Origin of the sequence: Frigoribacterium sp. 9N, from assembly GCF_902506305.1 — a bacterium.
Taxonomy (GTDB): domain Bacteria; phylum Actinomycetota; class Actinomycetes; order Actinomycetales; family Microbacteriaceae; genus Frigoribacterium.
Genome location: NZ_LR733392.1, coordinates 1,585,384 through 1,610,046 on the forward strand (window position 1 = coordinate 1,585,384; position 24,663 = coordinate 1,610,046).

At 72.3% G+C, this 24,663-nt stretch carries 21 protein-coding genes; 7 read left to right on the forward strand and 14 right to left on the reverse strand.

The genetic code is table 11. From position 1 onward, the window contains the following. Positions 1-140 precede the first annotated feature (140 nt). Positions 141-2,516, forward strand: coding sequence for a malto-oligosyltrehalose synthase (gene treY / locus ARTHRO9V_RS10490; protein WP_159828656.1), 2,376 nt, complete (start codon positions 141-143; stop codon positions 2,514-2,516). 142 nt (positions 2,517-2,658) lie between these two features. After that, positions 2,659-4,431: a malto-oligosyltrehalose trehalohydrolase gene (gene treZ, locus ARTHRO9V_RS10495; protein WP_159826978.1), complete on the forward strand. Its 1,773-nt coding sequence runs from the start codon at positions 2,659-2,661 to the stop codon at positions 4,429-4,431. A gap of 93 nt (positions 4,432-4,524) precedes the next feature. Here the strand turns inward: treZ and ARTHRO9V_RS10500 are convergent, their stop codons facing one another. The 8 genes from ARTHRO9V_RS10500 to ARTHRO9V_RS10535 form a co-directional block, all read right to left on the reverse strand. After that, entirely contained in the window at positions 4,525-5,331 is an 807-nt protein-coding gene (locus tag ARTHRO9V_RS10500) for a polyprenol monophosphomannose synthase (protein WP_056048503.1), read from the reverse strand. Positions 5,332-5,421: 90 nt separating this feature from the next. Then, positions 5,422-6,105, reverse strand: coding sequence for a class F sortase (locus tag ARTHRO9V_RS10505; protein ID WP_159826981.1), 684 nt, complete (start codon positions 6,103-6,105; stop codon positions 5,422-5,424). After that, on the reverse strand, positions 6,102-7,271 hold the full coding sequence (locus tag ARTHRO9V_RS10510) for a glycosyl hydrolase family 8 (protein WP_159826984.1): 1,170 nt from the start codon (positions 7,269-7,271) through the stop codon (positions 6,102-6,104). The genes ARTHRO9V_RS10505 and ARTHRO9V_RS10510 overlap by 4 nt, the downstream gene beginning before the upstream one ends. Positions 7,272-7,403: 132 nt before the next feature. Next, positions 7,404-8,270, reverse strand: coding sequence for a DUF4397 domain-containing protein (locus ARTHRO9V_RS10515; protein ID WP_056048509.1), 867 nt, complete (start codon positions 8,268-8,270; stop codon positions 7,404-7,406). A 97-nt stretch (positions 8,271-8,367) separates the two neighbouring features. Then, positions 8,368-10,374, reverse strand: coding sequence for a glycosyltransferase family 39 protein (locus tag ARTHRO9V_RS10520; RefSeq protein WP_159826987.1), 2,007 nt, complete (start codon positions 10,372-10,374; stop codon positions 8,368-8,370). Next, a complete protein-coding gene (locus tag ARTHRO9V_RS10525; protein WP_233568480.1) occupies positions 10,371-11,861 on the reverse strand; it encodes a glycosyltransferase in 1,491 nt (496 codons plus the stop codon). Before ARTHRO9V_RS10525 ends, ARTHRO9V_RS10520 begins: the two co-directional genes overlap by 4 nt. A 15-nt stretch (positions 11,862-11,876) precedes the next feature. Next, positions 11,877-12,488, reverse strand: coding sequence for a GtrA family protein (locus ARTHRO9V_RS10530; RefSeq protein ID WP_159826990.1), 612 nt, complete (start codon positions 12,486-12,488; stop codon positions 11,877-11,879). Between the two features lie 85 nt (positions 12,489-12,573). Next, a complete protein-coding gene (locus tag ARTHRO9V_RS10535; RefSeq protein WP_159826993.1) occupies positions 12,574-14,013 on the reverse strand; it encodes a glycosyltransferase in 1,440 nt (479 codons plus the stop codon). A 183-nt stretch (positions 14,014-14,196) separates the two neighbouring features. Here ARTHRO9V_RS10535 and ARTHRO9V_RS10540 point away from each other — a divergent pair, with 183 nt between their 5' ends. Next, positions 14,197-15,201, forward strand: a complete 1,005-nt coding sequence (locus ARTHRO9V_RS10540) for an aldo/keto reductase family protein (protein WP_159826996.1) — start codon at positions 14,197-14,199, stop codon at positions 15,199-15,201. Between the two features lie 172 nt (positions 15,202-15,373). Next, a complete protein-coding gene (locus ARTHRO9V_RS10545; protein ID WP_054144994.1) occupies positions 15,374-15,925 on the forward strand; it encodes a YceI family protein in 552 nt (183 codons plus the stop codon). Positions 15,926-15,979: 54 nt separating this feature from the next. Here the strand turns inward: ARTHRO9V_RS10545 and yidC are convergent, their stop codons facing one another. Both yidC and ARTHRO9V_RS10555 read right to left on the reverse strand, forming a co-directional pair. Beyond that, on the reverse strand, positions 15,980-16,723 hold the full coding sequence (gene yidC / locus ARTHRO9V_RS10550; RefSeq protein ID WP_159826999.1) for a membrane protein insertase YidC: 744 nt from the start codon (positions 16,721-16,723) through the stop codon (positions 15,980-15,982). Positions 16,724-16,801: 78 nt separating this feature from the next. Then, on the reverse strand, positions 16,802-17,098 hold the full coding sequence (locus ARTHRO9V_RS10555; RefSeq protein WP_056048521.1) for a DUF6412 domain-containing protein: 297 nt from the start codon (positions 17,096-17,098) through the stop codon (positions 16,802-16,804). Between the two features lie 112 nt (positions 17,099-17,210). On the opposite strand from ARTHRO9V_RS10555, the gene ARTHRO9V_RS10560 reads away from it, so the two are divergent. Both ARTHRO9V_RS10560 and ARTHRO9V_RS10565 read left to right on the forward strand, forming a co-directional pair. After that, positions 17,211-17,768 (forward strand): TIGR03086 family metal-binding protein, encoded by a 558-nt coding sequence (locus ARTHRO9V_RS10560; protein ID WP_056048524.1) that lies wholly within the window; start codon positions 17,211-17,213, stop codon positions 17,766-17,768. An 85-nt stretch (positions 17,769-17,853) separates the two neighbouring features. Next, a complete protein-coding gene (locus ARTHRO9V_RS10565; protein WP_159827002.1) occupies positions 17,854-19,548 on the forward strand; it encodes a long-chain-fatty-acid--CoA ligase in 1,695 nt (564 codons plus the stop codon). Positions 19,549-19,654: 106 nt separating this feature from the next. Here the strand turns inward: ARTHRO9V_RS10565 and lepB are convergent, their stop codons facing one another. The 3 genes from lepB to ARTHRO9V_RS10580 all read right to left on the reverse strand — a co-directional run bounded on the left by lepB (position 19,655) and on the right by ARTHRO9V_RS10580 (position 22,225). Further along, positions 19,655-20,296, reverse strand: a complete 642-nt coding sequence (gene lepB / locus ARTHRO9V_RS10570) for a signal peptidase I (protein WP_236557027.1) — start codon at positions 20,294-20,296, stop codon at positions 19,655-19,657. 86 nt (positions 20,297-20,382) lie between these two features. Further along, positions 20,383-21,300: an oxygenase MpaB family protein gene (locus ARTHRO9V_RS10575; protein ID WP_159827005.1), complete on the reverse strand. Its 918-nt coding sequence runs from the start codon at positions 21,298-21,300 to the stop codon at positions 20,383-20,385. 106 nt (positions 21,301-21,406) lie between these two features. Then, entirely contained in the window at positions 21,407-22,225 is an 819-nt protein-coding gene (locus ARTHRO9V_RS10580) for an SDR family oxidoreductase (protein WP_200412293.1), read from the reverse strand. 123 nt (positions 22,226-22,348) lie between these two features. On the opposite strand from ARTHRO9V_RS10580, the gene ARTHRO9V_RS10585 reads away from it, so the two are divergent. Then, positions 22,349-24,031: a long-chain-fatty-acid--CoA ligase gene (locus ARTHRO9V_RS10585; protein WP_123571517.1), complete on the forward strand. Its 1,683-nt coding sequence runs from the start codon at positions 22,349-22,351 to the stop codon at positions 24,029-24,031. Between the two features lie 83 nt (positions 24,032-24,114). Here the strand turns inward: ARTHRO9V_RS10585 and ARTHRO9V_RS10590 are convergent, their stop codons facing one another. Further along, on the reverse strand, positions 24,115-24,570 hold the full coding sequence (locus ARTHRO9V_RS10590; protein ID WP_056048541.1) for an SRPBCC family protein: 456 nt from the start codon (positions 24,568-24,570) through the stop codon (positions 24,115-24,117). Positions 24,571-24,663 lie beyond the last annotated feature (93 nt).

The window sequence follows — 24,663 nt, forward strand, 5'->3', positions numbered from 1 at the left end:
GCCACCACCACCCAACCGCCCTCGACCCCGCAGGCCCCCGCGGCGCTGCGGGCCGGCGATCGACTCCCCGTGGCGGGTCGCTCGCTCGTCGTCCTGCGTGCCACGGCCGAGGAAGAACTGTGACCCGACACGAACCGACCATGCACCCGCGCTCGACGTACCGCCTGCAGGTGCGCGCCTCCTTCGATCTCGACGCGGCAGCCGAGCTGGTGCCCTACCTTCGCGACCTCGGTGCCGACTGGGTCTACCTGTCCCCGATCCTCGCCGCCGAACCGGGCAGCGACCACGGGTACGACGTCGTCGACCACAGCCAGGTCGACCCCGAGCGGGGCGGCGCCGAGGGGCTCGACGAGCTGTCGACCCGCGCCCACGCCGCAGGACTCGGCGTCCTGGTCGACATCGTGCCGAACCACGTCGGCGTCGCCACCCCGAAGGCGAGCGTCTGGTGGTGGGACCTCCTGACCCACGGCCGCGCATCCCGCTACGCCGACGCGTTCGACGTCGACTGGGCCGCCGGCGGCGACAAGGTGCTGCTGCCGGTGCTCGGCGAGCCCGCCGCGGCGGACGGCTCGATCGAGGGCCTCACGGTCGACGGCGACGAGCTGCAGTACTACGACAACGTCTACCCGATCGCCCCGGGCACGAGCTCGCCCGGCGACGACGCCGCCACCGTGCACTCGCGGCAGCACTACGAGCTCGTGCACTGGAAGCGCGCCGACACCGACCTGAACTACCGCCGCTTCTTCGCGGTCAACACCCTCGCGGGCATCCGCGTCGAGGACGAGGGAGTCTTCGCCGAGTCCCACGCCGAGATCGGCCGCTGGTTCTCGGAGGGCCTGGTCGACGGCCTCCGCGTCGACCACCCGGACGGACTGGCCGACCCGAAGGGCTACCTCGACCTGCTCGCGGCCCTGACGGGTGACGCCCACGTGCTCGTCGAGAAGATCCTCGAGGGGGACGAGCGCCTGCCCGAGGACTGGGCGACGGCCGGCACGACGGGCTACGACGCCCTCGCCGACCTCGACCGCCTCTTCGTCGACCCGAACGGCGCACCCGCCCTCGACGCCCTCGACGCGCGCCTGCGCCGGGCCCGCGGCGTGGACGCCGACGAGCACGCCGCCGGGGCGGACGAGACCACCGGCGACGAGCCCGTCGACTGGCACGAGATGATCCTCGGCACGAAGCGCGGCATCGCCGACGGCATCCTCGGCAGCGAGATCAACCGCCTCGCCCGGCTGATCGCCGAGGGCGACACCGTCGACCCGTCCGTGGTCGACGCGCTGGCCGAGCTCGCCGCAGCCTTCCCCGTGTACCGCAGCTACCTGCCGCAGGGTGCCGAGTGGCTGACCGAGGCCGCCGAGGTCGCCACGACCCACCGCCCCGACCTGGCCGACGCCGTCGGACGCGTCGTCGCCGTGCTGCGCGACGAGTCGCACCCCGCCTCCGTGCGCTTCCAGCAGACGAGCGGCATGGTCATGGCCAAGGGCGTGGAGGACACCGCCTTCTACCGCTACAGCCGACTGGCCACGCTGACCGAGGTGGGCGCCGATCCGAGCGAGTTCTCCGTCACGCCGGACGAGTTCCACGCGCGTCAGCAGGTCCGCCTCGCCGAGCGTCCCTTCGGCATGACGACCCTCTCCACGCACGACACCAAGCGCAGCGCCGACGTGCGCGCCCGCGTCTCGGTGCTGGCCGAGGTCGCCACCGAGTGGGCGGCGACCCTCGAACGCCTGCGCGAGCTGGCCCCGGTCGGCGACGGCCCGTTCGAGAACATCCTCTGGCAGACGATCGTCGGCTCGTGGCCCGCGTCGCGCGAGCGCCTGCACGCCTACGCCGAGAAGGCGTCCCGCGAGGCGAGCACGTCGACCACGTGGACCGACCGCACCGACGAGGCCGAGGCCTTCGAAGGGCGGATGCACGCCGCCGTCGACTCCGCGTTCGACGACGACGAGGTGCGTCACGAGGTCGAGCGCATCGTCGACGTGCTGCGTGCACCCGGTTACAGCAACTCCCTCGGCGTCGCGCTGATGCAGCTGACCGGCCCCGGCAGCCCCGACGTCTACCAGGGCGGCGAGCTGTGGGACTTCTCGCTCGTCGACCCCGACAACCGACGCGAGGTCGACTTCGCCCTCCGCCGGCGCCTCCTGGACGAGGTCCGCGGCGGCGCGACGCCCGCGATCGACGACACCGGTGCCGCCAAGCTCGTGGTGACGCACCACGCCCTGACGCTGCGCCGCGACCGACCCGACCTGTTCACGCGCTACGCCGCGTTGCCGGTCTTCGGCGAGCAGGCCGCGTCGGCCGTCGCCGTGGACCGCGGCGGGGCGCTCGCGATCGCGACCCGCCTCCCCGTGGCCCTCGAGCAGGCCGGCGGCTGGGACGACACCGTGGTCCTGACCGCAGGAGGCGCGTACCGCGACGTGCTCACCGGCCGTCGGCACGAGGGCGGTCGCGTCCGACTGGCCGACGTGCTCGACACGTACCCCGTCGCCCTGCTGATCCCCGCAGAGGACTGACCCCGTCGGGTCGCGCCCCGTCGCGCCCGACTACCGTCGCCCCCGGGCGAGACGTCACGACATGCCGCTCACCTCTCGACGTGAGCGGCATGTCGTGCCTTCTCGACCCCCTCCCCCGCCCCTTCCGAACCCGAGGAGACCGATGAGCGTCTACGACGTCTGGGCCCCGAAAGCGACCACCGTCCACCTGCACCTCGACGGCGAGCTGCTGCCGCTGTCCGCCGAGCCCGACACGGGCTGGTGGCGCGCCCCCGCCGACCTCGACCGGGGCCCGGGGCACCGCTACGGCTTCGTACTCGACGGCGGCGACTCCCCCGAGGGCGAGACGCCGCTGCCCGACCCCCGCTCGCGTCGCCAGCCCGACGGCGTGCACGGCCTGAGCGAGACCTACGACCCGGGCGCCTTCGCGTGGACCGACGACGCGTGGACCGGCCGCCAGCTGGCGGGTTCGGTCGTCTACGAGCTGCACGTCGGCACCTTCACGCCCGGGGGCACGCTCGACTCGGCGATCGAGAAGCTGCCCCACCTGGTCGACCTCGGCGTCGACCTGGTCGAACTGCTGCCGGTGAACGGCGTCAACGGCCGTTGGAACTGGGGCTACGACGGCGTGGACTGGTTCACGGTGACCGACAACTACGGCGGCCCCGAGGCGTACCAGCGCTTCGTGGACGCCGCGCACGCGGCGGGTCTCGGCGTCGTGCAGGACGTCGTGTACAACCACCTCGGCCCGTCGGGCAACTACCTGCCGCTGTTCGGGCCGTACCTGTCGAGCAAGCACGCGAACACCTGGGGCGACAACGTCAACCTCGACGACGACGGCGCCCACGAGGTGCGCGAGTTCATCCTCGACAACACGGCGATGTGGCTCGACGACTACCACGTCGACGGCCTGCGCCTCGACGCCGTGCACGCCCTCAAGGACGACAGCGAGGTCCACCTGCTGCAGGAGCTCGCCGAGCGGACCGCCGCGCTCAGCAGCCACCTGCGTCGGCCGCTCTCGCTGATCGCCGAGAGCGACCTGAACGACCCGCGCCTCGTCACGCCGCGCGACGGCGGCGGCTTCGGCCCCGACCACCGCCAGGGCTACGGCCTCGACGCGCAGTGGAGCGACGACTTCCACCACGCCGTGCACGTCGCCCTGACCGGCGAGACGACGGGCTACTACGCCGACTTCGAGCCGCTCGGCGCCCTGGCCAAGGTGCTGACCAAGGGCTTCTTCCACGACGGCACCTGGTCGTCGTTCCGCGAGGCGACGCACGGGTACCCGGTCGACACCGAGCACATGCCGACCTGGCGCCTCGTCGTGGCCAACCAGAACCACGACCAGATCGGCAACCGGGCGATCGGCGACCGCCTGGCCGCGACGCTCGACGACGGGCAGCTGATCATCGCCGCGGCCCTGACCCTGGCCGGTCCGTACACGCCGATGCTCTTCATGGGCGAGGAGTGGGGCGCCTCGACCCCGTGGCAGTTCTTCACCTCGCACCCCGAGCACGACCTCGGCGAGGCGACGGCGAAGGGCCGCATCGAGGAGTTCGCGAAGATGGGCTGGGACGAGTCGTCCGTGCCCGACCCGCAGGCGCCCTCGACGTTCGAGGACAGCAAGCTCGACTGGTCCGAGCTCGAGACCGGCCGCCACGCAGTGCTGCTCGACGCGTACCGCCGTCTGGGGGCGCTGCGCCGCAGCGAGCCCGCCCTGACCGACCCCCGCTTCGGCGAGACGGGCGTCGAGTACGACGGCGACGCCCGCTGGCTCGTGCTGACGCGCGGTGACCTGAGGATCGCGATCAACCTCGCCGACCAGGAGGCGCGGGTCGCGGTGAGCGCCGAGACCGTCCTGTTCGCCAGCGACGCCTCGATCGCCGCGGGGTCGAGCCTGCTGCTCCCGGCGCACTCGGTCGCGATCGTCCGCTGACGCGGGCACGGCCGACGCGGGCCCGACCGGGGCCACGACAGATGACGCGCGCCCGGGGCTGACCACCCCGGGCGCGCGCGTGCCGCCTCCCTGCTAGCGCGTCGACACGCCGCCACGCACGGGCCCGACCCGGTGCGAGGTCGCGCGGACGCTCGGCAGGCGACGGTGTCGCACGACCAACTCGACGACGGCGCGGGACCGTCGACGCAGACCCCACAGGGTCACCTTGGTCAGCGACTCCCGGACGATCGAGCCGCTCATCTTCGAGGCGCCGTGGATGCGCTCGGTGAACGTGATCGGAGTCTCGACGACCCGCAGGCCCGCCTGCAGCGCGCGCCAGAGCAGGTCGACCTGGAAGCAGTACCCCCGCGACTCGACCCGGTCGAGGTCGATCCGGCGCAGCGCGGACGAGCGGAACACCCGGAACCCACCGGTCGTGTCGGCCACGCGGATGCCCAGGGCTCCCCGCGTGTACCAGCTGCCGCCACGGCTGAGCAGCTCCCGGCGGAGGGGCCAGTTCTCGACGGCGCCGCCGGGCACCCACCGTGAGCCGAGCACGAGGTCGTTCTCGCGCAGCAGCTCGAGCATGCCGGGCAGGTACTCGGGGTGGTGCGAGCCGTCGGCGTCCATCTCGACGAGGGCGTCGTAGCCTCGCTCCAGCCCCCAGGCGAAGCCGGCGAGGTAGGCGGCGCCGAGGCCGGCCTTCTCGGTGCGGTGCATCACGTGCACGCGGGGATCGCGGTCGGCGTAGGCGTCGGCCAGCTCTCCGGTGCCGTCGGGCGAGCCGTCGTCGACGACGAGCACGTCGACCGCGGCGCCGGAGGCGAGGGTGCGCCCCACGATCCAGTCGAGGTTCTCGCGCTCGTTGAAGGTCGGGATGATGACGAGGGCGTCGTTCATGGTGGGGTCCTTTCCCGTCGGGTGGGAGTCGGAGGTGTCGGGTGTCGGGTGTCGTGTATCGGGTGTCGGAGGCGTCGGTCGGGCGTCAGCTCACGAGGCCACGAGGTCCGCGAACACGATGAGGTTGTCGACGTAGTGCCCGGTCGACCGGTCGAAGGTGCCGTCGCAGGTGATCAGCCGGAGGCCGGGGGTCGGACTGGCCCCGTAGACGTCGCTCGTCGGGAACGTCGCCTTCGGGGTGCGCTCGCTGCCCGTGACGCGGAAGGTCTCGACCGAGCCGGTCGACAGCGTCACCTGCACCTCGTCGCCGGGCACGAGCTTCGCGAGGTCGACGAACACCGCGGGGGCATCACCCGAGTCGACGTGTCCGGCGATCACGGCTGGCCCGACCGCCCCGGGCACGACGCCGTCCTGGTACCACCCGGCCGACAGCCACTCCTTCGGAGGGTCGAGCTCGCCCTTGGCGCCGAGGCCGAGGTCTTCGAGGCCGGAGTCGACCCCGATCGAGGGGATCTGCAGGCGGACCGGCGTCGCGTCGGCCGGGGGCGAGGTGTACGACGGGGCTGCCGGGTCCTGGAAGGCACCGGCCGCTCCGCTCGCCGCATCCGGCGTCGCACCGGTGGTGGCGGGGGCCGTGGCGACGGAGCCGGGTGCATCCGCGTCGGGCCGGGCGGCGACCGCGGCCACCGTCACGCCACCGGCCACGAGGACGACGGCGGCGACCGCGGCGAGGACCGCCGCGCGGTGACCGGCGACGAACGTCGAGAGGCTCATCCGTTCACCACCAGGGGGGTGCAGGCGCCGAGACTCGAACCCTCGAGTTGCAGGGCGGCGAGCGCCGCCCAGGCGCTGCCGTAGTAGGTCGGCGTCGACTGTGACAGGGAGTCGGCGGTCCGCAGGTCGGCCGTCGCCCGTTCGTGCTGGCCGTCGCTGGCCTCGGCGGCGGCACGGGCGGCGTAGGCGAGGGGGCTCTGGTCCGAACCGACCGACTGCCCGCCGAGGTCGAGCTGCATGGGCAGCTCGTCGTAGCGCTGCAGCACGGAGGCCATCGACGCCGAGAGCGCCACGTCCTCGGGCTGGCACGACTCGGCGTAGCGCAGGGCGAGCCGACCGGCGTCGTAGCTGTACTGCACGGTGCCCGACGACCCGTCGGCGCTCGGCAGCGGGACCGTCGTGCCGTCCTGCTGCACCTGGGCCCAGTCGCTCGGGAGGGCCGTCGAGGCGAGGATGTTCGTGGTCACGGCTCGCGAGCCGGTCTCGAGCTCGGCCCATCGGGGGTCGCCGCTGGCCTCGCCGAGCTGCGCGAAGGTGGCGGGCGACGCGTACGAGGGGTTGTACGACCACGGGCCGGAGCCCATCGCCCACGGTCCGGGCAGCAGGATGCGGCCGACGTCGGTCGAGACCGTCATCTCGTCGAGCACGTCGGTGCCGAGGTCGACGCCCTCGGTCGTGAGGTCGGAGCGGTCGAAGGTCGAGCCGGCGAGCACGAGGGCCCGCGCCGCGTCGACGTCGGCGTCGCTGGCCGGCATGTCGTCGACGACCTCGCCGTCCTTCCACTGCCAGGCCAGCAGGCCGTCCGGGCGCACCAGATTGCTCTTCGTCCAGTCCCAGATCGCATCGAAACGGTCCTCGTCGCCCACTCCGACGGCGACGAGCATCCCGTAGGCCTGCCCTTCGCTGACGGTGTCGTCGCCCTGGTCGCGACGCACGACGCGGCCGTCGTCGTCGACGTACCCGTCGAGGAAGTCCTTGCCGATCTCGGCGGCCGTTCGGGCCTGAGGAGTGGCCGTACCCGTCCCGGGGGTGCCGGTCGCGTCCGCGCCCGCCTGGTCCGTCGACGGGCCGCCGGCCCCTCCGACGACGAGGGAGGCGATGCCGGCGGTGATGGCGAGGGCCACCACGACGGCCGCTGCGAGCAGCGCCTTCGTCTTCTTCGTCATGTCGTTCTCTTCTCCTGCTCGGTGCTGCGGTCGGTCGACCCGGTCGACGCTCTGGACGCGATCGGGGCCGGGGAGGCGCGGTGCGACGGGTCGCTCACCGCGCCTCCTCGTCCTGTCGGGTGGTGCCGGGCGTCAGGCCCCGAACCAGCCGAGCACGGTGGCCCAGAGGCCCTTGGTCTCGCTCTTCTGCGGGTGCTCGGCGAGGTAGCCGCCACCGGTCTGGACGCCACCGACGGGCGCCTGCGCCGTGGCCGCGCTGTCGACGACCGGGACGACGGTCAGACCGCCGGTCGAGTTGTCGAGCACGAACAGCGTGTTGATGCTGCCCGCCGCGAGGTCGACGTCGCTCGTGCCGGTCACCTTCTTGCCGGTCAGGTCGAGGGTCCAGGGGCCGGCCGCGACCTGCGCGTAGCCGCTGGCGCTGCCGAAGGGCGCGTCCTCGGCGATGGTGGTGCCCGTGCTCGTCGCGACCGTCACGGTCTTGCTGACGTTCGCGGCCTGCACGAGGCGGACCTTGGCCTGGCCGTCGGCCGGGGCCGTCAGGTCGTCCGTGAAGACCTGGGTCTTCAGGTCGTCGTTCGGGCCGTAGGCGACGGCGGTGATCGGCTGGCCGCTGTCGACCGTGATGTTCGACGTGATGACCGGCTTGGCACTGGTGGGTGCGTCCGCGGCCGTCATCGAGACCACGTAGGTGCCCGCGGCCAGCGCCTGGTAGGGGCTGACCTGGCCGTAGGTGACGTCGTCGAGGTCCATGACGACCTGCCCTCCCTTGAGCGAGGTCAGCGTGACGTCGACGGCCTTCGTGTCGGGCGAGAGGTGGCCGACGCGGACCCAGCCGTCCCCGTCGGCGGCGTGCGCGGGCGACGTGCCCACGAGGGCGCCGGCGAGGGCGACCCCGGTGGCGGCGGTGAGGGCGAGCACCGTCGCGAGACGGCGGCGTCGGGACGGGACGCCGGTGACGGCGGCGGGTGCGGTGGTGGTGCGTGAGAGGGAAGCCACGATGGCTGGTCCTTTCCGGTCGGGTGTCCCACCCGGGACGGGTGGGACGCGGTGAGGAGGTGCCGGCGCCCGTGGAGGACGGACGCCGGCGTGGCGATCAGTTCGAGAGGACGCCCGTCGGTGCGACGGCCGAGAAGGTGACGCGCAGTCCGTCGCCCGAGGGGACGACCGACTCGGGGACGTAGACGCTGCCCAGGCCCTCGAGCGTGGTCTGCACCTCGTCGACCGACTGACCACCCTGCGGGGTGACGTCGAACTGCCGGAACAGGGCGTCCTGTTCGCCCGGCAGGGCCGCGGGGTCGGCGACCGAGATCGGCCCGAGGGCGGCGAGCTGACCGAGCACGATGATCGCGCGCGGGTCGAGGCGGCCGTCCGAGAGCGCCGTCGACAGGGTCGACGAGATCTGCAGGTTCGGGTTCTGGGCGAGTTCGGCACCGGCCTGCGAACGGGCCGACGCGGCGTCGTCCGCCTCGGTCTGCGCCTGCGCGGCCCCCTGGCTGTCGATCTGCCGGACGTTGACCTGCTGGTCGCCGTCGCCGAACGAGGCGATCACGGTCGAGTTCGCGAGGGCCTCGCGGATCTCGGGCGAGGTCGGCCCCGAGGTGCGGACCGACTCGGTCTCGAAGAGGTAGTCCGAGTCGCGCCAGCCGTTCGGCGACTGCGCCTGGACGGCACCGTCGGTGTCGATCTTGTAGAACCAGATCACGTTGTCGCGGGCGAAGCCGGCCTTGACGAGGTCGACCCAGACCGCGTCGTCGACCAGCAGGCGGCTGTCCTTCGGCACGTTCGTCTCGACCCAGCTCTCGGCGTTGCGCATGGGCGCGTCGAGGTCGCTGTCCAGGAAGCCGCGCAACTGCACGGCCCAGAGCGGGACGATCGCCACGACGGCCGCGAGGGTGAGGGCGAGCCAGGCCACCGAACCGGTGCGGGACGCCGCGGTCGAGAGCGCGCCGGCCCGACGGGCACGGAACGCCCGGACCGCATGGTCGGTGACGGCCGCGACGAGCAGCGCCGCGAACGGCAGCAGCATGATCACGTAGGGCACCGGCAGGTAGCCGCCGGGACGGAACATGAAGGCGATCAGGAACACCATCATCACGCCGAGCGGGCGCAGCCTCTTGACGAAGACCGCGACGACCGAGGCCAGCGTGCCGAGCACGATGAGCACCTGGTCGAGCTGCCACCACTGCGACACGGTCGCGAAGAAGAGGCTGCCGGTGTCGAACACCGAGCCGCTCGCCTCACGGGTCGCGAGCTGGAACTGGATGCCCTCGAGCAGGCTCACCCTGCCGGCACCGGGCAGCAGCTCGCCCTTCACCGCGGCGAGCGCGACGTAGCCGAGGCCGACGAGCACGAGCAGGCTGCCCGCGATCGACAACGTGTACCGACGGGTCGACTTGTCGGCCCCGCGCCACATGATCCAGGCCAGGAAGGGCAGCGCCAGCAGGTACGTCTCCTTCGAGAGCACCGCGATGCCGAACGAGAGGGACGCCGCCGCGAAGCCGGCGAGCTGGTAGCGCTTGCTCAGGGCGAAGACGAACGCGGCCAGGAGCCACGGGGTGGCGACGTTGTCGAGGTAGACCGTGCGGTGGAACTGCAGGGCCAGCGGCGACACGGCGAACACGAGACCGGCCACGGCGGCCGCGGGACGGCTGAGGCCGAGCTTGCGGCCGAGCAGCCAGACGAGGGCCACCGAGACGACCGTGAAGAACAGCATCGCCTCGCGAGCGGCGAGCACGGCGACGTCGTACCGCGAGAAGGCGCCGGTCAGGGCCGTGTAGGCCGAGATCTGCAGCCAACCGACCGGCGGGTGGTCGTACCAGTAGGTGTAGTGGGTGATCTCGCCGAGGTTCTGGATGGCCCAGGCCTGGGCGGCGTAGGTGCCCTCGTCGTCGATGCGTTGCGGCGAGCCGTCCATGTTGAAGGCCATGACGACCGCGGCGATGGCGAAGACGGGCAGCAGCCAGGCGAGGCTCGCGCCGTGTCGACGCAACCACGACGCGGGCCGGGCGCCCCGCGGGTCCTTCGTGGGGACCACGCGTGTTCCCGGTCCGTTCGACACCGTGGTGTCGGCCGCGCGGGGGCGGTTCAGCGTGCTGGTCATCGGTCACCTCCGGTCATGGCCAGGGCGGGCTCCGTCGAGGAGGCGCGGGGCGCCTCCTGCGGTTCGGTCGCGACCTCGTCGCGGTGCGCGCCGGTGTGCTCGGTCTTCTCCCAGGCGTTGAGGCCGCGCAGCTGGCGGAAGACCGCCCGGACCGCGGCGAGCGCGAGGAAGATCTGGTACGGCAGCAGTCCCCAGACGAGGCGGAAGTAGTCCCGGGCCCGGACCTTCTGGCCGTAGACCCGCCCGAACTCGCGCAGGCCGGTGAACTCGACGGCCAACAGCACGAGCGTCGGCGCCAGGGGCACGAACGACACGAGTGCGATGGCGGTCGGCACCTTCGTGGTCAGGATCAGGACGATCGAGACGGGGATGAGCAGACCGGTGGCGGCCTGGATGAACGGCATGGTCAGCAGGTAGCGGGCCATGAGGCGCTGGCGCAGGCGGGGCAGCTTCTTCCACTCGCCCTTGCCGTAGACCTGCATGAAGCCCTGGTTCCAGCGGGTGCGCTGCTTGAGCAGCGACACGAAGGTGCCGGGGGTCTCCTCGCGGGTGACGACCTCGGGGCTGTAGGCCACGACGACCTTGGCCCCGGCGCTCGAGAGGCGGACGCCGAGCTCGCAGTCCTCGGCGAGGCACTCGGCGTCCCAGCCCTCGGACCAGTCGAGCCAGTCCTTGCGCACGAAGACGGTGTTGCCGCCGAGCGGGATGAACTTCTCCTTGGCGTGGAAGTGCAGGCGCGACCGGAACCAGAAGTAGTACTCGAGCACGTTCCGCAGGCTCCACCAGCTGCTCTGGAAGTTCATCAGCTGAACGCCGCCCTGCACCACGTCGGCGTCGGTCTCGGTGAACCGGGAGTCGACGAGCGTCAGGAGGCGGGGGTGCACCTCGTCCTCGGCGTCGAACACGCCGACGATCTCGCCGCGCGACGACTGGAGGGCCAGGTTCAGCGCCTTGGGCTTGTTCTTCGGCACGCTCGAGTCGACCACCACGCGGATCAGCTCGGGGTGACGGGCGGCCGCCTCACGGGCGACCCGCTCGGTGCCGGGGTCGTCGTGGCCGACGATCGCGATGATCTCGAAATCGGGGTGGTCCTGCTGGGCGAGGCGGTCGAGGGTCTGGCCCATGACCTCCTCCTCGTGCCGGCCGGGCACGAGCAGGGTGAACGAGTGGGCGGCGTCGAGGGGGTTCTCGCTGAACTGGCTGTCGTCGAGGTTGTCCTTCGACCGCCAGGCGTGCAGCATCCACCAGAGGGTCGACACGGCGACCGCGGTCAGCAGGATCGTCACGACGATCAGCGACGAGTAGCCGATCCACTCGAGGGGCGACCAGTCGGGTAGCTGGAAGCCGATCATCGAGTCGGCGGCACCGGTCGAGCCACGGTTCGGGACGAACTGCGACGGGTCGGCGGGGGCTTGCGGGGTGAGCAACGGGGCGGGTTCGCCCGCTGCGAGATGTGATGTCGGGATCTGGGTCGGGTCAGTCGACACAGGATCACTCTCCAGTCAGGGGGTCGGGTGCAGGTGGGCCTGCGAGGTGGTCTTCGGGATGGGGTCGTCGGTCGGCCGGGGGCTGATGACGGTGGCGAGCGCGGCCGACGGGTCGGGGGTGTCGGCCGTGGTGGTGACCGCGGGCGAGCCGCGGAAGACGAGGTGGCGGTAGGCCAGGTAGCGGAAGGCGGTCCCGAGGACGAGACCGACCCCGTTGGCCGCGACGTTGTCGGCGAGCTGGCTCGTGAAGCCCAGCAGGTAGTGCGAGACGAAGAGGCAGGCCGAGGCGATCAGCAAGCCGCCCACGTTGACGAGGCCGAAGGTGACGGCCTCACGGACGACGGCCTGGTTGCGTCCTTCCCGGAAGGTCAGGTACCGGTTGCCGAGCCAGGCGACGGCCGTCGCGACGATCACCGAGACGACCTTGGCCCCGATGGGCTTGTCGTCGAGCAGGGTGGCGCGCAGCAGGTTGTACACGCCGACGTCGACGACGAAGGCGATCCCGCCCACGGCGCCGAACGTCGCGAGCTCCTTCACCCGTGCGACGAGGCGCAGGGGTGGCGTCGGGTTCGTCGTGGCGGCACGGTCGGGACGTGCCCCCTGGACGGGGGACTCTGGTTCGGGCATGACACCGGTTCGGGGGACGTCGCCGGATCGGTTTGGTCGGGGTACGCAGATCTGGGCCAACTGCCAGACAGGCGACATCTGCCGGTCATCCGACGGCGGATTCGTCGAGCCCGACGGGTCGCCCGGCGAGGACCGGGGCGCTCGTCGAGGGGCCGACGACCCGCGGGCGGACGATCGCGAGTTCCGCCGCGACCGCCGTGACGACCGCGCAGAGGGTGACCAGCCGGTCCGGCACCGAACCGACGACGACCAGGAGGCGCTCCCGGCTCGTCGCGCGCCGCCCCTGTTCCGCAGCCGCCTCCGTCGTGGCCCCGACGTCGAGGAGCTGCGAGAGCATCCAGGGCAGCACCGGGAGCGCCGCGAGCGCGACGACGAGGACGGGTGCACCGACCAGGACCGTCGAGGCGACCGTCGTGGCCGTGAGGACCGTCACGGCGGCGTCGACCAGCGGCTCGGTGAGGACGCCGAGGGCGCGGCGCCGCGCGCCCGGCCGGAGCCGACGCCAGTCGCCCTGCCCCAGAACCTGCAGGCAGCCGCGGACCCACGTCGCCCGGGCACGGGCCAGGTCGCGGAGCCCACCCGGCGACCGCTCGACCGTGGTCGCCTCGGCCGAGGTCGCGATGACGATCCGGGCACCGGCCGCCGTCATGCGCACGCCGAGGGCCAGGCCCGCCTCGACGCGGGAGGCGTCCCAGCCCCCCGCCCAGGCGAGCCACGCGTGACGCACGAAGAGCGTGCTGTCCGACAGCGGCACGAAGCCGGCGCGACCGTGGGAGCGGACCACCGACCGGGACCACCACCAGCGGTCGACGGTCGACCGGGGCGTCCACCAGGGGGTCGCCGCGAGCGCCGGGCGGCTGGCGTGCTGGACCGCGTCGGCGTCCGTGCGGGTCAGCACCGAGTCGACCAGGGCGAAGAGGCGGGGGTGCGGCCGGTCGCCCGCGGAGAAGACGCCGACGATGCCGTCACCGTCGGGGGCGAGTTCGTCCGCGAGGGAGGAGGCGGCCACGGGCGTCCGCCCGGCGAGCGGGCCGGTCCTGACGATCCGGACCCGCTCCGGGTGACGCCGAACGGCCGAGGCGGCGACGTCGAGGGTCAGGGCGTCGTCCGCGTCGACGGCCACGAGGACGCGCACGTCGGGGTGCCGCTGCCGGGCCAGCAGGTCGAGCGTCACGGCCAGGCCGGCCGGCCCGTGCGCGGGCACCAGGGCCGTGAACGCGTGCGCCGGGGGCAGCACCGGGCCGTCGAGGTCGCCGTGGCCGAGCTCCTCCTGCTCGCGGACGAGGTAGAGCCTGCGCACGATGCGACCGACGGTGACGGTCAGGACCAGCGCGACGAGCACGGCCAGCAGCACCGTGCCGGCCCACTGCAGGCTCGACCAGTCCGTCCACGGCAGGGCGGCCGAGACGTCCTCCCCCGGGACGGAGGGCAGGCCGCCCCGGTTCGGCACGAACGGTGTCGGCGTCGCGGGCAGCGTCGGCGTCAGGACGGGGCCGGGCGCCGCGAAGGCGGGTGCGGAGGTCACGGTGGTGATCCAGTCAGGTCGGGGCAGCGGGAGCCTCGGACGTCCGATCCCGCAGGGGACCGCGACGTCCGACGGATCGTGTCCCCCAGCCGGGGGACATGATCTGATGAATCGTCACTGTACGCCCCCTCAGTCGACCGCACGGGCCTTCGCCGCGTCCCCTGCGACGCGTAGCGTGGGGTCATGGAATTCAGACACCTCGGCGACAGCGGACTCAAGATCTCGGAGATCACCTACGGCAACTGGCTGACGCACGCGTCCCAGGTCGAGAACGACGTGGCGACGCAGTGCGTCCGTGCGGCCCTCGACGCCGGCATCTCGACCTTCGACACCGCCGACGCGTACGCGAACACCGCGGCCGAACAGGTCCTCGGCGACGCCCTCAAGAGTGAGCGACGCGAGGGACTCGAGATCTTCACGAAGGTCTACTGGCCCACCGGCCCTCGCGGGCACAACGACGTCGGCCTCAGCCGCAAGCACGTGCTCGAGTCGATCGACGGATCGCTCCGTCGCCTCGGCACGGACTACGTCGACCTCTACCAGGCCCACCGCTACGACCACGAGACCCCGCTCGAAGAGACCATGCAGGCGTTCGCCGACGTGGTCCGCGCCGGCAAGGCGCTCTACATCGGCGTCAGCGAGTGGACCGCCGAGCAGATCCGGGCGGGCCACGAGCTCGCCGTGAAGCACGGCGTGCAGCTGATCTCGAACCAGCCCCAGTACTCGATGCTCTGGCGCGTCATCGAGTCCGACGTCGTGCCGGCGAGCAAGCAGCACGGCCTCGGCCAGATCGTCTGGTCGCCCGTCGCCCAGGGCGTCCTGACCGGCAAGTACAAGCCCGGAGCCGAGCTGCCCGCGGGCAGCCGGGCGACGGACGACAAGGGAGGCGCGGACACGATCAAGCGCTTCCTCACCGACGAGGTGCTCACCGGCGTCGCGAAGCTCGAGCCGATCGCCGCCGACCTCGGCCTCTCGATGGCCCAGCTGGCCATCGCGTGGGTGCTGCAGAACGACAACGTCGCCTCCGCGATCATCGGGGCCTCGCGTCCCGAGCAGGTGGCCGACAACGTCAAGGCGGCGGGCGTCACGGTGCCCGCCGACGTCATGGCCCGCATCGACGAGGCGCTCGGCGACCTCGCCGAGAAGGACCCCGGCAAGACGGTCTCCCCCGAGCGCCGCCCGGCCTGACGCCCGTCCGGCCCGACGCCCGTCCGGCCCGACCCGGGCCGGTCCGCAGGACATCCCCTCGACATCGTCCGGACACCCCGGGAATGTTGTCCCGCTGGATGCGCTTGCATATACTCGTACCAGCTTCGATGACACGTCATCGACCTCGACCTCACAGATTCAGGAGAACACCATGACCATCACCGCAGAGAAGATCCCCGCCGGCACCTGGAACCTCGACCCCACCCACAGCGAGGTCTCGTTCAGCGTCCGCCACCTGGCCATCAGCAAGGTCAAGGGCTCGTTCGAGTCCTTCGACGCCTCGCTGGTCACGGCCGAGGACCACACCGCCTCGAAGGTCACCGCCTCGATCGACGTGGCCTCGGTCAACACCAACCAGAAGGACCGCGACGGCCACCTGCAGACCGGTGACTTCTTCCTCGCCGAAGAGCACCCCAAGATGACCTTCGTGTCGACCAGCATCGAGGAGAAGGGCGACGACGCGTTCCTCGTGCACGGCGACCTGACCCTCCGCGGCGTCACCAAGCCCGTCACCCTGAAGAGCGAGTTCGGCGGCCTCGTCGTCGACGGCTACGGCCAGACCAAGCTCGGCTTCTCGGCGACCACCAAGATCGACCGCACCGAGTTCGGCGTCACCTGGAACGCGGCCCTCGAGGCCGGCGGCTTCACGCTGGGCAACGACGTCACCGTCACGCTCGAGATCCAGTTCACGCTCGCCGCGTAGGCACCGGCACCACGAAGGGCCCGCTCTCGCTCGGCGAGGGCGGGCCCTTCCGCGTCATCCCGCGAGGACGCGCCGCAGCACGGCGCGCTCCCCCAGCGTCCAGGCGGCGCTCGTCACGAGGTAGAGGGCGGCCGCGAGCGGGGCGAACGCCGCGAACAAGACGCTGACGAACGGCAGCCAGCGCACCATGCCCGCCATGCCCGGGAGCGCCTCCTGCCCCGGTGCGGCCGACGTGACGGTGACCGCGCCGGTGAAGCGCAGAGTGGCACGCCGGCTCGTCTCGACCACGACGGCGAGCAGCGCGAGCAGCACCAGGTACGGCCAGATCGCCGGGAGTCCCACCGCGAGAGACGCGAACAGGTTGGCGCCGAGGGCGGCTCCGCCGAGGGTGTGCGTCAAGAGGGCGTTGGCGTGCCCGGCGATCTCGGAGTGCGCGAACAGCGAGTAGACCGCCGTGAGCACGGGTGCCTGCGCGAGCGTCGGCAGGCAGCCGGCCAGCGGGGACGCCTTCTCGGACGCGTACAGCGCCATCAGCGCCTTGCTGCGGGCCGCGGGGTCGGTGATCCGGCGGTTCAGGTCGGCGATCGCGGGGGCCAGGCGGCGACGGGCGACCTCGGCGCGCACCTGCGAGACGCCCACGGGCACGAGCACGAGCCGGACGAGCAGGGTGAGCAGCACGACGCCGAGGGCGGCGGCGGACGACCCGGCCACCGGTTCGACGAGCACGCCGAGGGTGGTGACGAGCGACTGCAGACCGCCGAGGACGACGGCGATCGGGGGGAAGGTGGACAGGTCCATGCGGACTCCTCGGTCAGAGAGACGGTGGGTGTCTTCTGGCCGCCGAGGGGCGTCGGGTCGACGCGGGCACGGGTGCGCTCAGGCGGCCGGGACGGCCCGCCCGGGAGCCCGGGACCGCACGTGCCCGCGGGCGTCCGGGTCGCGTCGCCACACGAGGAGGCGCGTGCCGGCTTCTTCACGGAGCGTCACCTCGGGCACCGCCCCGGCCAGCCCGCAGAGCGTGAGCACGACGCGGGCGACGCCGAGCGCGGCCACCGCGGTGGCGGCGCCGAGCAGGCCGACGAGCACGACCGCGGACAGCGGCGCCCCGCCGGACGAGAGCACGGCCTCGACGAACGCCGCGAGGGGCGCCAGCATCGAGAGGCCGAGGGTCATGCCGACGACCCTAGCCGACGGTCCTACCATCGGGGCAGTGCCCTCGGGAACACCGTGCCGTCCCACGCGGTTGACGCCGAGAGCCACCGCCCCGCCCCGAGAGGACTCCCCGATGACCGTCGACTGGATCACCCTGCAGAAGACCGCCCACGACGAGTTTGCCCGTCGCGTCGAGGCCGTGGCCGACTGGGACGCCCCGACCCCGGACACCGAGTGGAAGGTGCGCGACCTCGTGCGTCACGTCACGCGCGAGCAGCAGTGGGTGCCGCTGCTGCTCGAGGGCGGCGACCCCTCCGAGGCGGAGAACTCCATCGAGCCGCTCGGCGACGACCTCGTCGAGGCCTGGCACCGGTGGTCCGGTGCCGCCACCGCCGCCTGGAGCGCGGCCGACCCCCACGCCGAGGTGCGGTTGAGCGCCGACGTCGTGCCCGTCCACGAGTACCTCGCCGAGCAGGTCGCCGACGTGACGATCCACACCTGGGACCTCGCCCGTGCCGTGGGGACCGACGAAGAGCTGGACGACGCGCTCGTCGAGGCCGTCTGGGGCGTGTTCGCGCCGCAGAAGGACGCCCTCGAGGCCTCGGGCCTGTTCGCGTCCCCCGTCCCGGTCGACGACGACGCGCCGCTGCGCATCCGCCTGCTCGCCCTCACCGGTCGCGACGCCCGCTGAGCCGTCCGCCCACCCGGTGGGCGTCCTCGGCGACCCGACCCGCGCCTCCCGGGGGTTCATCACCCGGCCCTGCCAAGGTGGGGGCATGACCGCCCCGATCGATCGCCCGTGGCTGCACAGCTACGCCCCCGACGTCCCCGCCGACATCGAGCCCGTGACGGGCAGCCTCGTCGACCTCATCGACGACGCCGTGTCGACGTACCGGCAGAAGCCGGCCCTCGAGTTCTTCGGCCGCGAGACGAGCTACCGCGACCTGGGCGACCAGGTCGCCCGCGCGGCAGAGGGCCTCAGGAGGCTCGGCGTGGGTCGCGGCGACCGGGTCGCCCTGATCCTGCCGAACAGCCCGCAGCACGTGGTGGCGTTCTACGCGGTGCTGCGCCTGGGCGCGGTCGTGGTCGAGCACAACCCGCTCTACACCGACCGTGAGCTGCGCCACCTCTTCGAGGACCACGGCGCCACGATCGCCATCGCCTGGGACAAGTTGGTCGACCGACTGCGCTCCCTGCCCGCCGACATCGGCTTCTCGACCGTGGTCTCGGTCGACGTGACGAAGGGCATGCCCCTCGGCACGCGCCTCGCCCTCAAGCTGCCGGTGCCCGCCGCGAAGAAGAGCCGCGCGGCCCTCACCGACGGAGCCGAGGGCGACGTCACCTGGCAGGGGCTGCTCGCGAACCGTCCGCTGCGCAAGAAGCACCCCCGACCCGACGTCGACGACATCGCCCTGCTGCAGTACACCAGCGGCACCACGGGCTCGCCCAAGGGCGCGATCCTCACCCACCGCAACCTCCGCAGCAACGCTGCGCAGGGTCGCGCCTGGGTGCCGGGCCTCGTCGACGGCGACGAGACGGTCTACGGCGTGCTGCCCTTCTTCCACGCCTACGGCCTCACGCTCTGCCTGACGTTCGCGATGAGCATCGGGGCGCGCCTCGTCCTCTTCCCCAAGTTCGACGTCGACCTCGTGCTGAAGGCCGCGAAGAAGCACCCGCCGACCTTCCTGCCGGCCGTGCCGCCGATCTACCAGCGCCTCGCCGACGCGGCCCGCGAGCGCGGCGTCGACCTGTCGTCGGCACGGTTCGCGATCTCGGGCGCGATGAACCTGCCGAGCGCCGTCGTCCAGGCCTGGGAGGGCGTCACGGGCGGCATGCTGGTCGAGGGGTTCGGACTGACCGAGACCTCGCCCGTCGCCCTCGGCAACCCGATCGGCCCGACCCGTCGCGTCGGCACCGTGGGCGTGCCGTTCCCGTCGACCGAGGCCCTGGTCGTCGACCGCGACGACCCCGATCCGAGCCGCCCGGTCGTCGCCGGGGCCGCCGGAGAACTGCTGCTGCGGGGCCCCCAGGTGTTCCGCGGCTACTGGAACCGACCCGACGAGACCGCCGAGGCATTCCTCGAGGGCGGCTGGTTCCGTACCGGCGACATCGTCACGATGAGCGCCGACGGGTACGTCACGATCGTCGACCGCATCAAGGAGCTCATCGTCACGGGTGGCTTCAACGTCGCCCCCTCCGAGGTCGAGGAGGCGGTCCGCAACGCCCCCGGCGTGGCCGAGGTGGCCGTGGTCGGCCTGCCCCGGTCGGGCGGCGGCGAGGACGTGGTGGCGGCCGTCGTGCTCGAGCCGGGTGCCGCGTTCGACGCCGAGGCCATCCGCGACGCCTCACGCGGCCAGCTGGCGGCCTACAAGGTGCCGCGGCGGGTCGTCCGGCTCGACGAGTTGCCCAAGTCGCTGATCGGCAAGGTGCTGCGGCGCGAGGTGCGCGACCGGCTCATCGCCGCGGGCTGACCCTCCGGGCGGGTTCTGCCGACGGGGCCCCGTCGGCGGGTCCGGTCGGCGTGTCCGGTCTGCGGGTCCGGTCTGCGGGTCCGGTCGGCGTGTCCGGTCGGCGTGGTCAGAGGCCCCGCCACCGGTCGACCGGCCAGCTGACCACGAACGCCCGCCCGATCACGTCGTCGACGGGCACGAAGCCCGCGTAGGGCCCGGTCTGGTGTGCGCGGGAGTCCGCCGACCGGTCGCGGTTGTCGCCGAGCACCCAGAGCGCCCCCTCGGGCACGGTCACGTCGAAGTCGGTCGCCGAGGCGCGGGGTCCGCCGTCGGCGAGCGTGAGGTACGGCTCGTCGAGGGCCAGGCCGTTGACGAGCACGTGGCCGTCCGCGTCGCAGCAGCTGACGTGGTCGCCCGGCAGGCCGATGACGCGCTTGACGAGGTCCTGACCGGCGTCGTCGCCGTAGCCGAGCCACCCGCCCGGGTCCTCGAAGACGACGATGTCGCCGCGGTGCAACGGCAGGAGTCCGGGTGCCAGCTCGTTGACGATGATCCGGTCGCCGATCATCAGCGTCCGTTCCATCGATCCCGACGGGATGGAGAAGCTGCGCACGAGGAAGGTCCGCACGCCCCAGGACAGCAACAGCCCGACCAGGACGATCGCGAGCAACTCGAGCAGCCACCGGCCCGTGGGGTTCCGGCGGATCCCGGAGGCGCGGGTCCCCTCGCCCTCGTCGGTCACGTCCGCGAGGGGGCTGCTGTCGGTCACCGGCTCATCCTGTCAGCGCGTGCCCGCGCCCGCCCTCCCCGGTCAGGGGGCCGTGGGGCCACGGTCCCGCTGCCCCGGGTCGTCCGTCAGGCCGCCGTCCACCCGAGGCGGTCGAGCCGGGCGAGGGCGTGCTCCTCGGCGACGGGTCGCTTGCCGAGGACTCCCCCGACGCCCGCGAGCATGGCCTGCGCCGGCGCCCGGGTCGGGATGCCGATCGGGCCGACGTGCGGCGCGCGCAGCCCGAGCAACTCGCGGAAGCGCGGCTGCAGCGTGCCCACCGCGCCGTTGAAGAGCACGGGATAACCGACCTTGAGAGCGGGGAAGAGCGGCGGTCGCTTGATGAATTTGACGACGTCGTCGGTGCGCGCGGTGCGCTCGAGCACGCCCCGGCGGTCGAAGTCCATGAGCTGTGACTGCATCTCGGCGACGCTGCGCGGCGGGTTCGGCACGCCCATCAGCTCGCCGGCCGTCGCCCACTCGCGGACGTAGGCGTCGGGCCCCCCGGGGATCGGCTCTCGGCCCCACTCGAGGTAGGCGGCGAGGAACGAGTCGGCGAAGGCCATGTGCACCCAGCTGAGCAGCTCCGGGTCGTTGGCGGCGTAGTTGTGGGTCACGCCGTTCCGGTCGTCGTACGTGCCGACGACCTTCGTGTGCAGGCGTGACACCCAGTTCGACGCGTGGGTGGCGGCCTCGCGGCTGCCGTACGAGACGGTGTAGATCCAGCGGATGGTGCCGGCGAGACGGCCGAGCGGGTCCTCGCGGAAACGCGAGTGGTCGTGGACGCCGGCGAGCGCCCCCGGGTGCAGCGCCTGGACGAGCAGTGCCCGCACGCCGGCGGGGATGGTCGACATGGCGCCGTGCACGGCCCACACCGCCGAGCCCGGCAGGAAGAACCCCTCGTCGTCGCCATTCTCGAGGTCGGTGACCCACTCGGGCGTGCCCGTGTACTGACCGTTGAAGGTGTACTGCAGGCGGGCGCGGAGGGGTTCGGTCAGTGCGGGCATGCCTCGATCATGCGCCGCGGTGGCTGGACGCTCGCAGCGGACGCACGCCGCGCCTCCTGCGTCCCGGGGAGGGGCAGGAGGCGCGGCGTGCGACTCGGGGTGGGTCTCAGTTCCCGTGGGCCTCGATCGAGACGGGCTGCCACTCGTTCCAGGTCGCCAGACGCGACTCGTAGTCCTTCGTGGCGATCTCGAGCGGCGCCTTGCCGAAGAAGACGCGCAGCGGCGGCTCGTCGGCGTCGACGACCGTGAGGATCGCGGAACGGGTGGCCGTGGGGTCGCCGGGGTCGGCGGCCGAGGGACGCTTCGACGCGGCCTCACGGACGTCGGCGTAGGCCTCGAGTTCGTCGCTGCGCGAGGCGGAGGGGCCCGACCAGTCGGTCGAGTAGCCGCCGGGCTCGACGAGGGTCACCTTGATGCCGAAGCCCGCGACCTCCTGGGCCAGCGACTGGCTGAAGCCCTCGAGCCCCCATTTCGAGGCGTGGTAGATGCCGACCGTCGGGAAGGCGCTGATGCCGCCGATGCTCGACACCTGGACGATGTGACCCGAGCCCTGCTCGCGCATGATCGGGAGCGCCGCCTGTGACACCCAGAGGGCGCCGAAGAGGTTCGTCTCGAGCTGGGCACGGGCCTCGTCCTCGGTGATCTCCTCGATCATGCCGAAGTGGCCGAAGCCGGCGTTGTTCACGACGACGTCCAGCCGTCCGAAGTGCTCGGCGGCCTTCTGCACCGCGGCGACGTCGGCCGCACGGTCGTTGACGTCGAGCTGGAGGGGCAGGAAGGAGTCGCCGTACGCGTCCACGAGGGGTGTGACGTCGTCGATCTTCCGTGCGGTGCCCGCGACCATGTCGCCGCGTTCGAGGGCCGCCTCGGCCCACTCACGGCCGAAGCCCTTGGATGCACCGGTGATGAACCAGACCTTGCTCACGATGTGTCGTTCCTCTCTTCGTGATGTCGAGGACCATGCTGCGCCGCGCCTCCTCGTCCGCGGTCAGGTTGCCAGCCGGCACCGAGCCCACGGGGTACGCCCGGCGGTCGATAGAGTGGCCCGGTGACCACCGACAGCGCTCGTCCCTGGCTCGACTCCTACGCACCCGGCGTGCCGCACGACCTCGAACCGGTCGACGGCTCGCTGCTCGACCTGGTCGAGGCCTCCGCGGCGCGGTACCCCAGGGCGGTGGCGCTCGAGTTCTTCGGGGCGACGACCACCTATTCCGAGCTCGTCGACCAGATCGCGCGGGCGGCCGAGGGGCTGCGCAAGCTCGGGGTCGGCCACGGCGACACCGTCGCGATCGTGTTGCCGAACGGTCCGCAGCACGTCGTCGCGTTCTACGCGGTGCTGCGCCTCGGCGCGATCGTCGTCGAGCACAACCCGCTCTACACGCCGCGCGAGCTGCGTCACCAGTTCGAGGACCACGGCGCCAAGGTGGCCATCGCCTGGAACAAGGTGGTCGAGACCATCCAGGCCTTCCCCGACGACGTGGCCGTCGATCACCTCGTCTCGGTCGACGTCACCCGGGCGATGCCGTTCACCACGCGGGCGGCCCTGGCCCTGCCGATCAAGAAGGCCCGCCAGTCCCGTGAGCGCCTCACGACGACCGTGACGGGCACCACGCCGTGGGAGAAGGTCGTCGGCTCGTCCCGCATCAAGGCGAGGCACCCGCGACCGGCCACCGACGACCTGGCGGTCATCCAGTACACGAGCGGCACCACGGGCGCGCCCAAGGGTGCCCAGCTGACGCACCACAACCTCCTGTCGAACGCCGCGCAGGCCCAGGCCTGGGTGCCGACGATCGAGCGCGGCACCTGCGTCGTCTACGCGGTGCTGCCGATGTTCCACGCGTACGGCCTGACGCTCTGCCTCACCTTCGCGATGAGCATGGGCGCCCGACTCGTGCTCTTCCCGGCCTTCGACCCGGCGCTGGTGCTCAAGGTCATGAAGAAGCACCCGCCGACCTTCCTGCCCGCGGTCCCCCCGATCTACGCCCGTCTGCAGAAGGCCGCCGACGACGCCGGCGTCTCGCTGAAGGGCGTCGACGTCGCGATCTCGGGGGCCATGCCGCTCTCGGCCGACGTCGTCGAGCCGTGGGAGGCCGAGTCCGGCGGCTGGTTGGTCGAGGGCTACGGGCTCTCCGAGTGCTCGCCCGTCCTCATGGCCAACCCCGTCGGTCCGACGCGCCGCGCCGGCACGGTCGGTCTGCCCCTGCCGGGCACCGAGGTGCGCGTCGTCGACCCCGAGAACCCCACGGTCGACGTGGCGGCCGGTGAACGCGGCGAGCTGATCGTCCGTGGCCCGCAGGTCTTCAGCGGGTACTACCGCAAGCCGAAAGAATCGGGCGAGGTCTTCGTCGACGGCGACTGGTTCCGCACCGGGGACATCGTCACCATCGACGACGACGGGTTCGTCCGCATCGTCGACCGCATCAAGGAGCTCATCATCACCGGCGGCTTCAACGTCTCGCCGTCCGAGGTCGAAGAGGTCCTGACCCGGTTCGAGGGCGTCGCCGAAGCCGCGGTCGTGGGTCTGCCCACCCCCGGCGGCGAACAGGTGGCCGCCGCGATCGTCGTGAAGCCGGGCGCCCACGTCGACGTCGCGGCCCTGCGCTCGTTCGCGCGCAAGCACCTCACGCCGTACAAGGTGCCGCGGCGCATCGTCGTCGTCGACGACCTCCCCCGGTCGCTCATCGGCAAGGTGTTGCGCCGCAAGGTACGCGACTCGCTGGCCGAGCGCTGAGACCGGACCCGCGCCTCCTCGACCGGACGACGGTCGGCAGGTGCGGGTCGGTCCACCCGCGGCCGCGGCTCAGGAGGCGCGGCTCAGCTGGGCGAGACGCGATCCGTCATGCGACCCTCGGCCAACCAGGCCAGTCGCTGCAGCGCTTCTCTGTTGCGCCAGTGCAGCGGCGGGTCCATCAGGGCCTTCGGCACCAGCCGACCGGGGCCCGCGACGGCGTACTCGGTCATCGTGACGAAGCAGCCGCCCATGCGGTTGCGCACGTCGATCTCGACCCGGGCCTCGCCCATCGGCCAGCCCCTGGCGTGGAACACGGCCCTGACCGGAGGGTCCCATTCGAGGATGGTCGTCACGTCGTCGATGACCAACGGCCAGACCCCGAACGAGTGGTGGACCCTGGCCTCGACGCTCGGCCAGGTCAGTTCGACCTCGCGGATGCGCGCCGACCCGACGACCCAGCTCGTGAAGAGCCACCCGTCGCTCAGCACATCGAAGACGTCGTGGGGTGAGGCCTCGATGAAGCGGTGCGTGGTGCTCATCCGTCGATCCTGGCATGGTCCCCGCGCGCCGCGCACCCCGTTGACGCGCCCCTGCCGCCGTGGATCAGATCGGGCGTCGGGCACCTCCCCCGT

Excerpts from the sequence above, each read along its gene's own strand:
- ARTHRO9V_RS10505 (WP_159826981.1), bottom strand. The coding sequence starts at position 6,105 with ATGAGCCTCTCGACGTTCGTCGCCGGTCACCGCGCGGCGGTCCTCGCC.
- yidC (WP_159826999.1), bottom strand. The coding sequence starts at position 16,723 with ATGGACCTGTCCACCTTCCCCCCGATCGCCGTCGTCCTCGGCGGTCTG.
- ARTHRO9V_RS10590 (WP_056048541.1), bottom strand. The coding sequence starts at position 24,570 with ATGAGCACCACGCACCGCTTCATCGAGGCCTCACCCCACGACGTCTTC.
- ARTHRO9V_RS10545 (WP_054144994.1), top strand. The coding sequence starts at position 15,374 with ATGACCATCACCGCAGAGAAGATCCCCGCCGGCACCTGGAACCTCGAC.
- ARTHRO9V_RS10520 (WP_159826987.1), bottom strand. The coding sequence starts at position 10,374 with ATGACCAGCACGCTGAACCGCCCCCGCGCGGCCGACACCACGGTGTCG.
- ARTHRO9V_RS10565 (WP_159827002.1), top strand. The coding sequence starts at position 17,854 with ATGACCGCCCCGATCGATCGCCCGTGGCTGCACAGCTACGCCCCCGAC.
- treY (WP_159828656.1), top strand. The coding sequence starts at position 141 with ATGCACCCGCGCTCGACGTACCGCCTGCAGGTGCGCGCCTCCTTCGAT.
- ARTHRO9V_RS10560 (WP_056048524.1), top strand. The coding sequence starts at position 17,211 with ATGACCGTCGACTGGATCACCCTGCAGAAGACCGCCCACGACGAGTTT.
- treZ (WP_159826978.1), top strand. The coding sequence starts at position 2,659 with ATGAGCGTCTACGACGTCTGGGCCCCGAAAGCGACCACCGTCCACCTG.
- ARTHRO9V_RS10575 (WP_159827005.1), bottom strand. The coding sequence starts at position 21,300 with ATGCCCGCACTGACCGAACCCCTCCGCGCCCGCCTGCAGTACACCTTC.
- ARTHRO9V_RS10540 (WP_159826996.1), top strand. The coding sequence starts at position 14,197 with ATGGAATTCAGACACCTCGGCGACAGCGGACTCAAGATCTCGGAGATC.
- ARTHRO9V_RS10500 (WP_056048503.1), bottom strand. The coding sequence starts at position 5,331 with ATGAACGACGCCCTCGTCATCATCCCGACCTTCAACGAGCGCGAGAAC.
- ARTHRO9V_RS10555 (WP_056048521.1), bottom strand. The coding sequence starts at position 17,098 with ATGACCCTCGGCCTCTCGATGCTGGCGCCCCTCGCGGCGTTCGTCGAG.
- ARTHRO9V_RS10530 (WP_159826990.1), bottom strand. The coding sequence starts at position 12,488 with ATGCCCGAACCAGAGTCCCCCGTCCAGGGGGCACGTCCCGACCGTGCC.
- ARTHRO9V_RS10510 (WP_159826984.1), bottom strand. The coding sequence starts at position 7,271 with ATGACGAAGAAGACGAAGGCGCTGCTCGCAGCGGCCGTCGTGGTGGCC.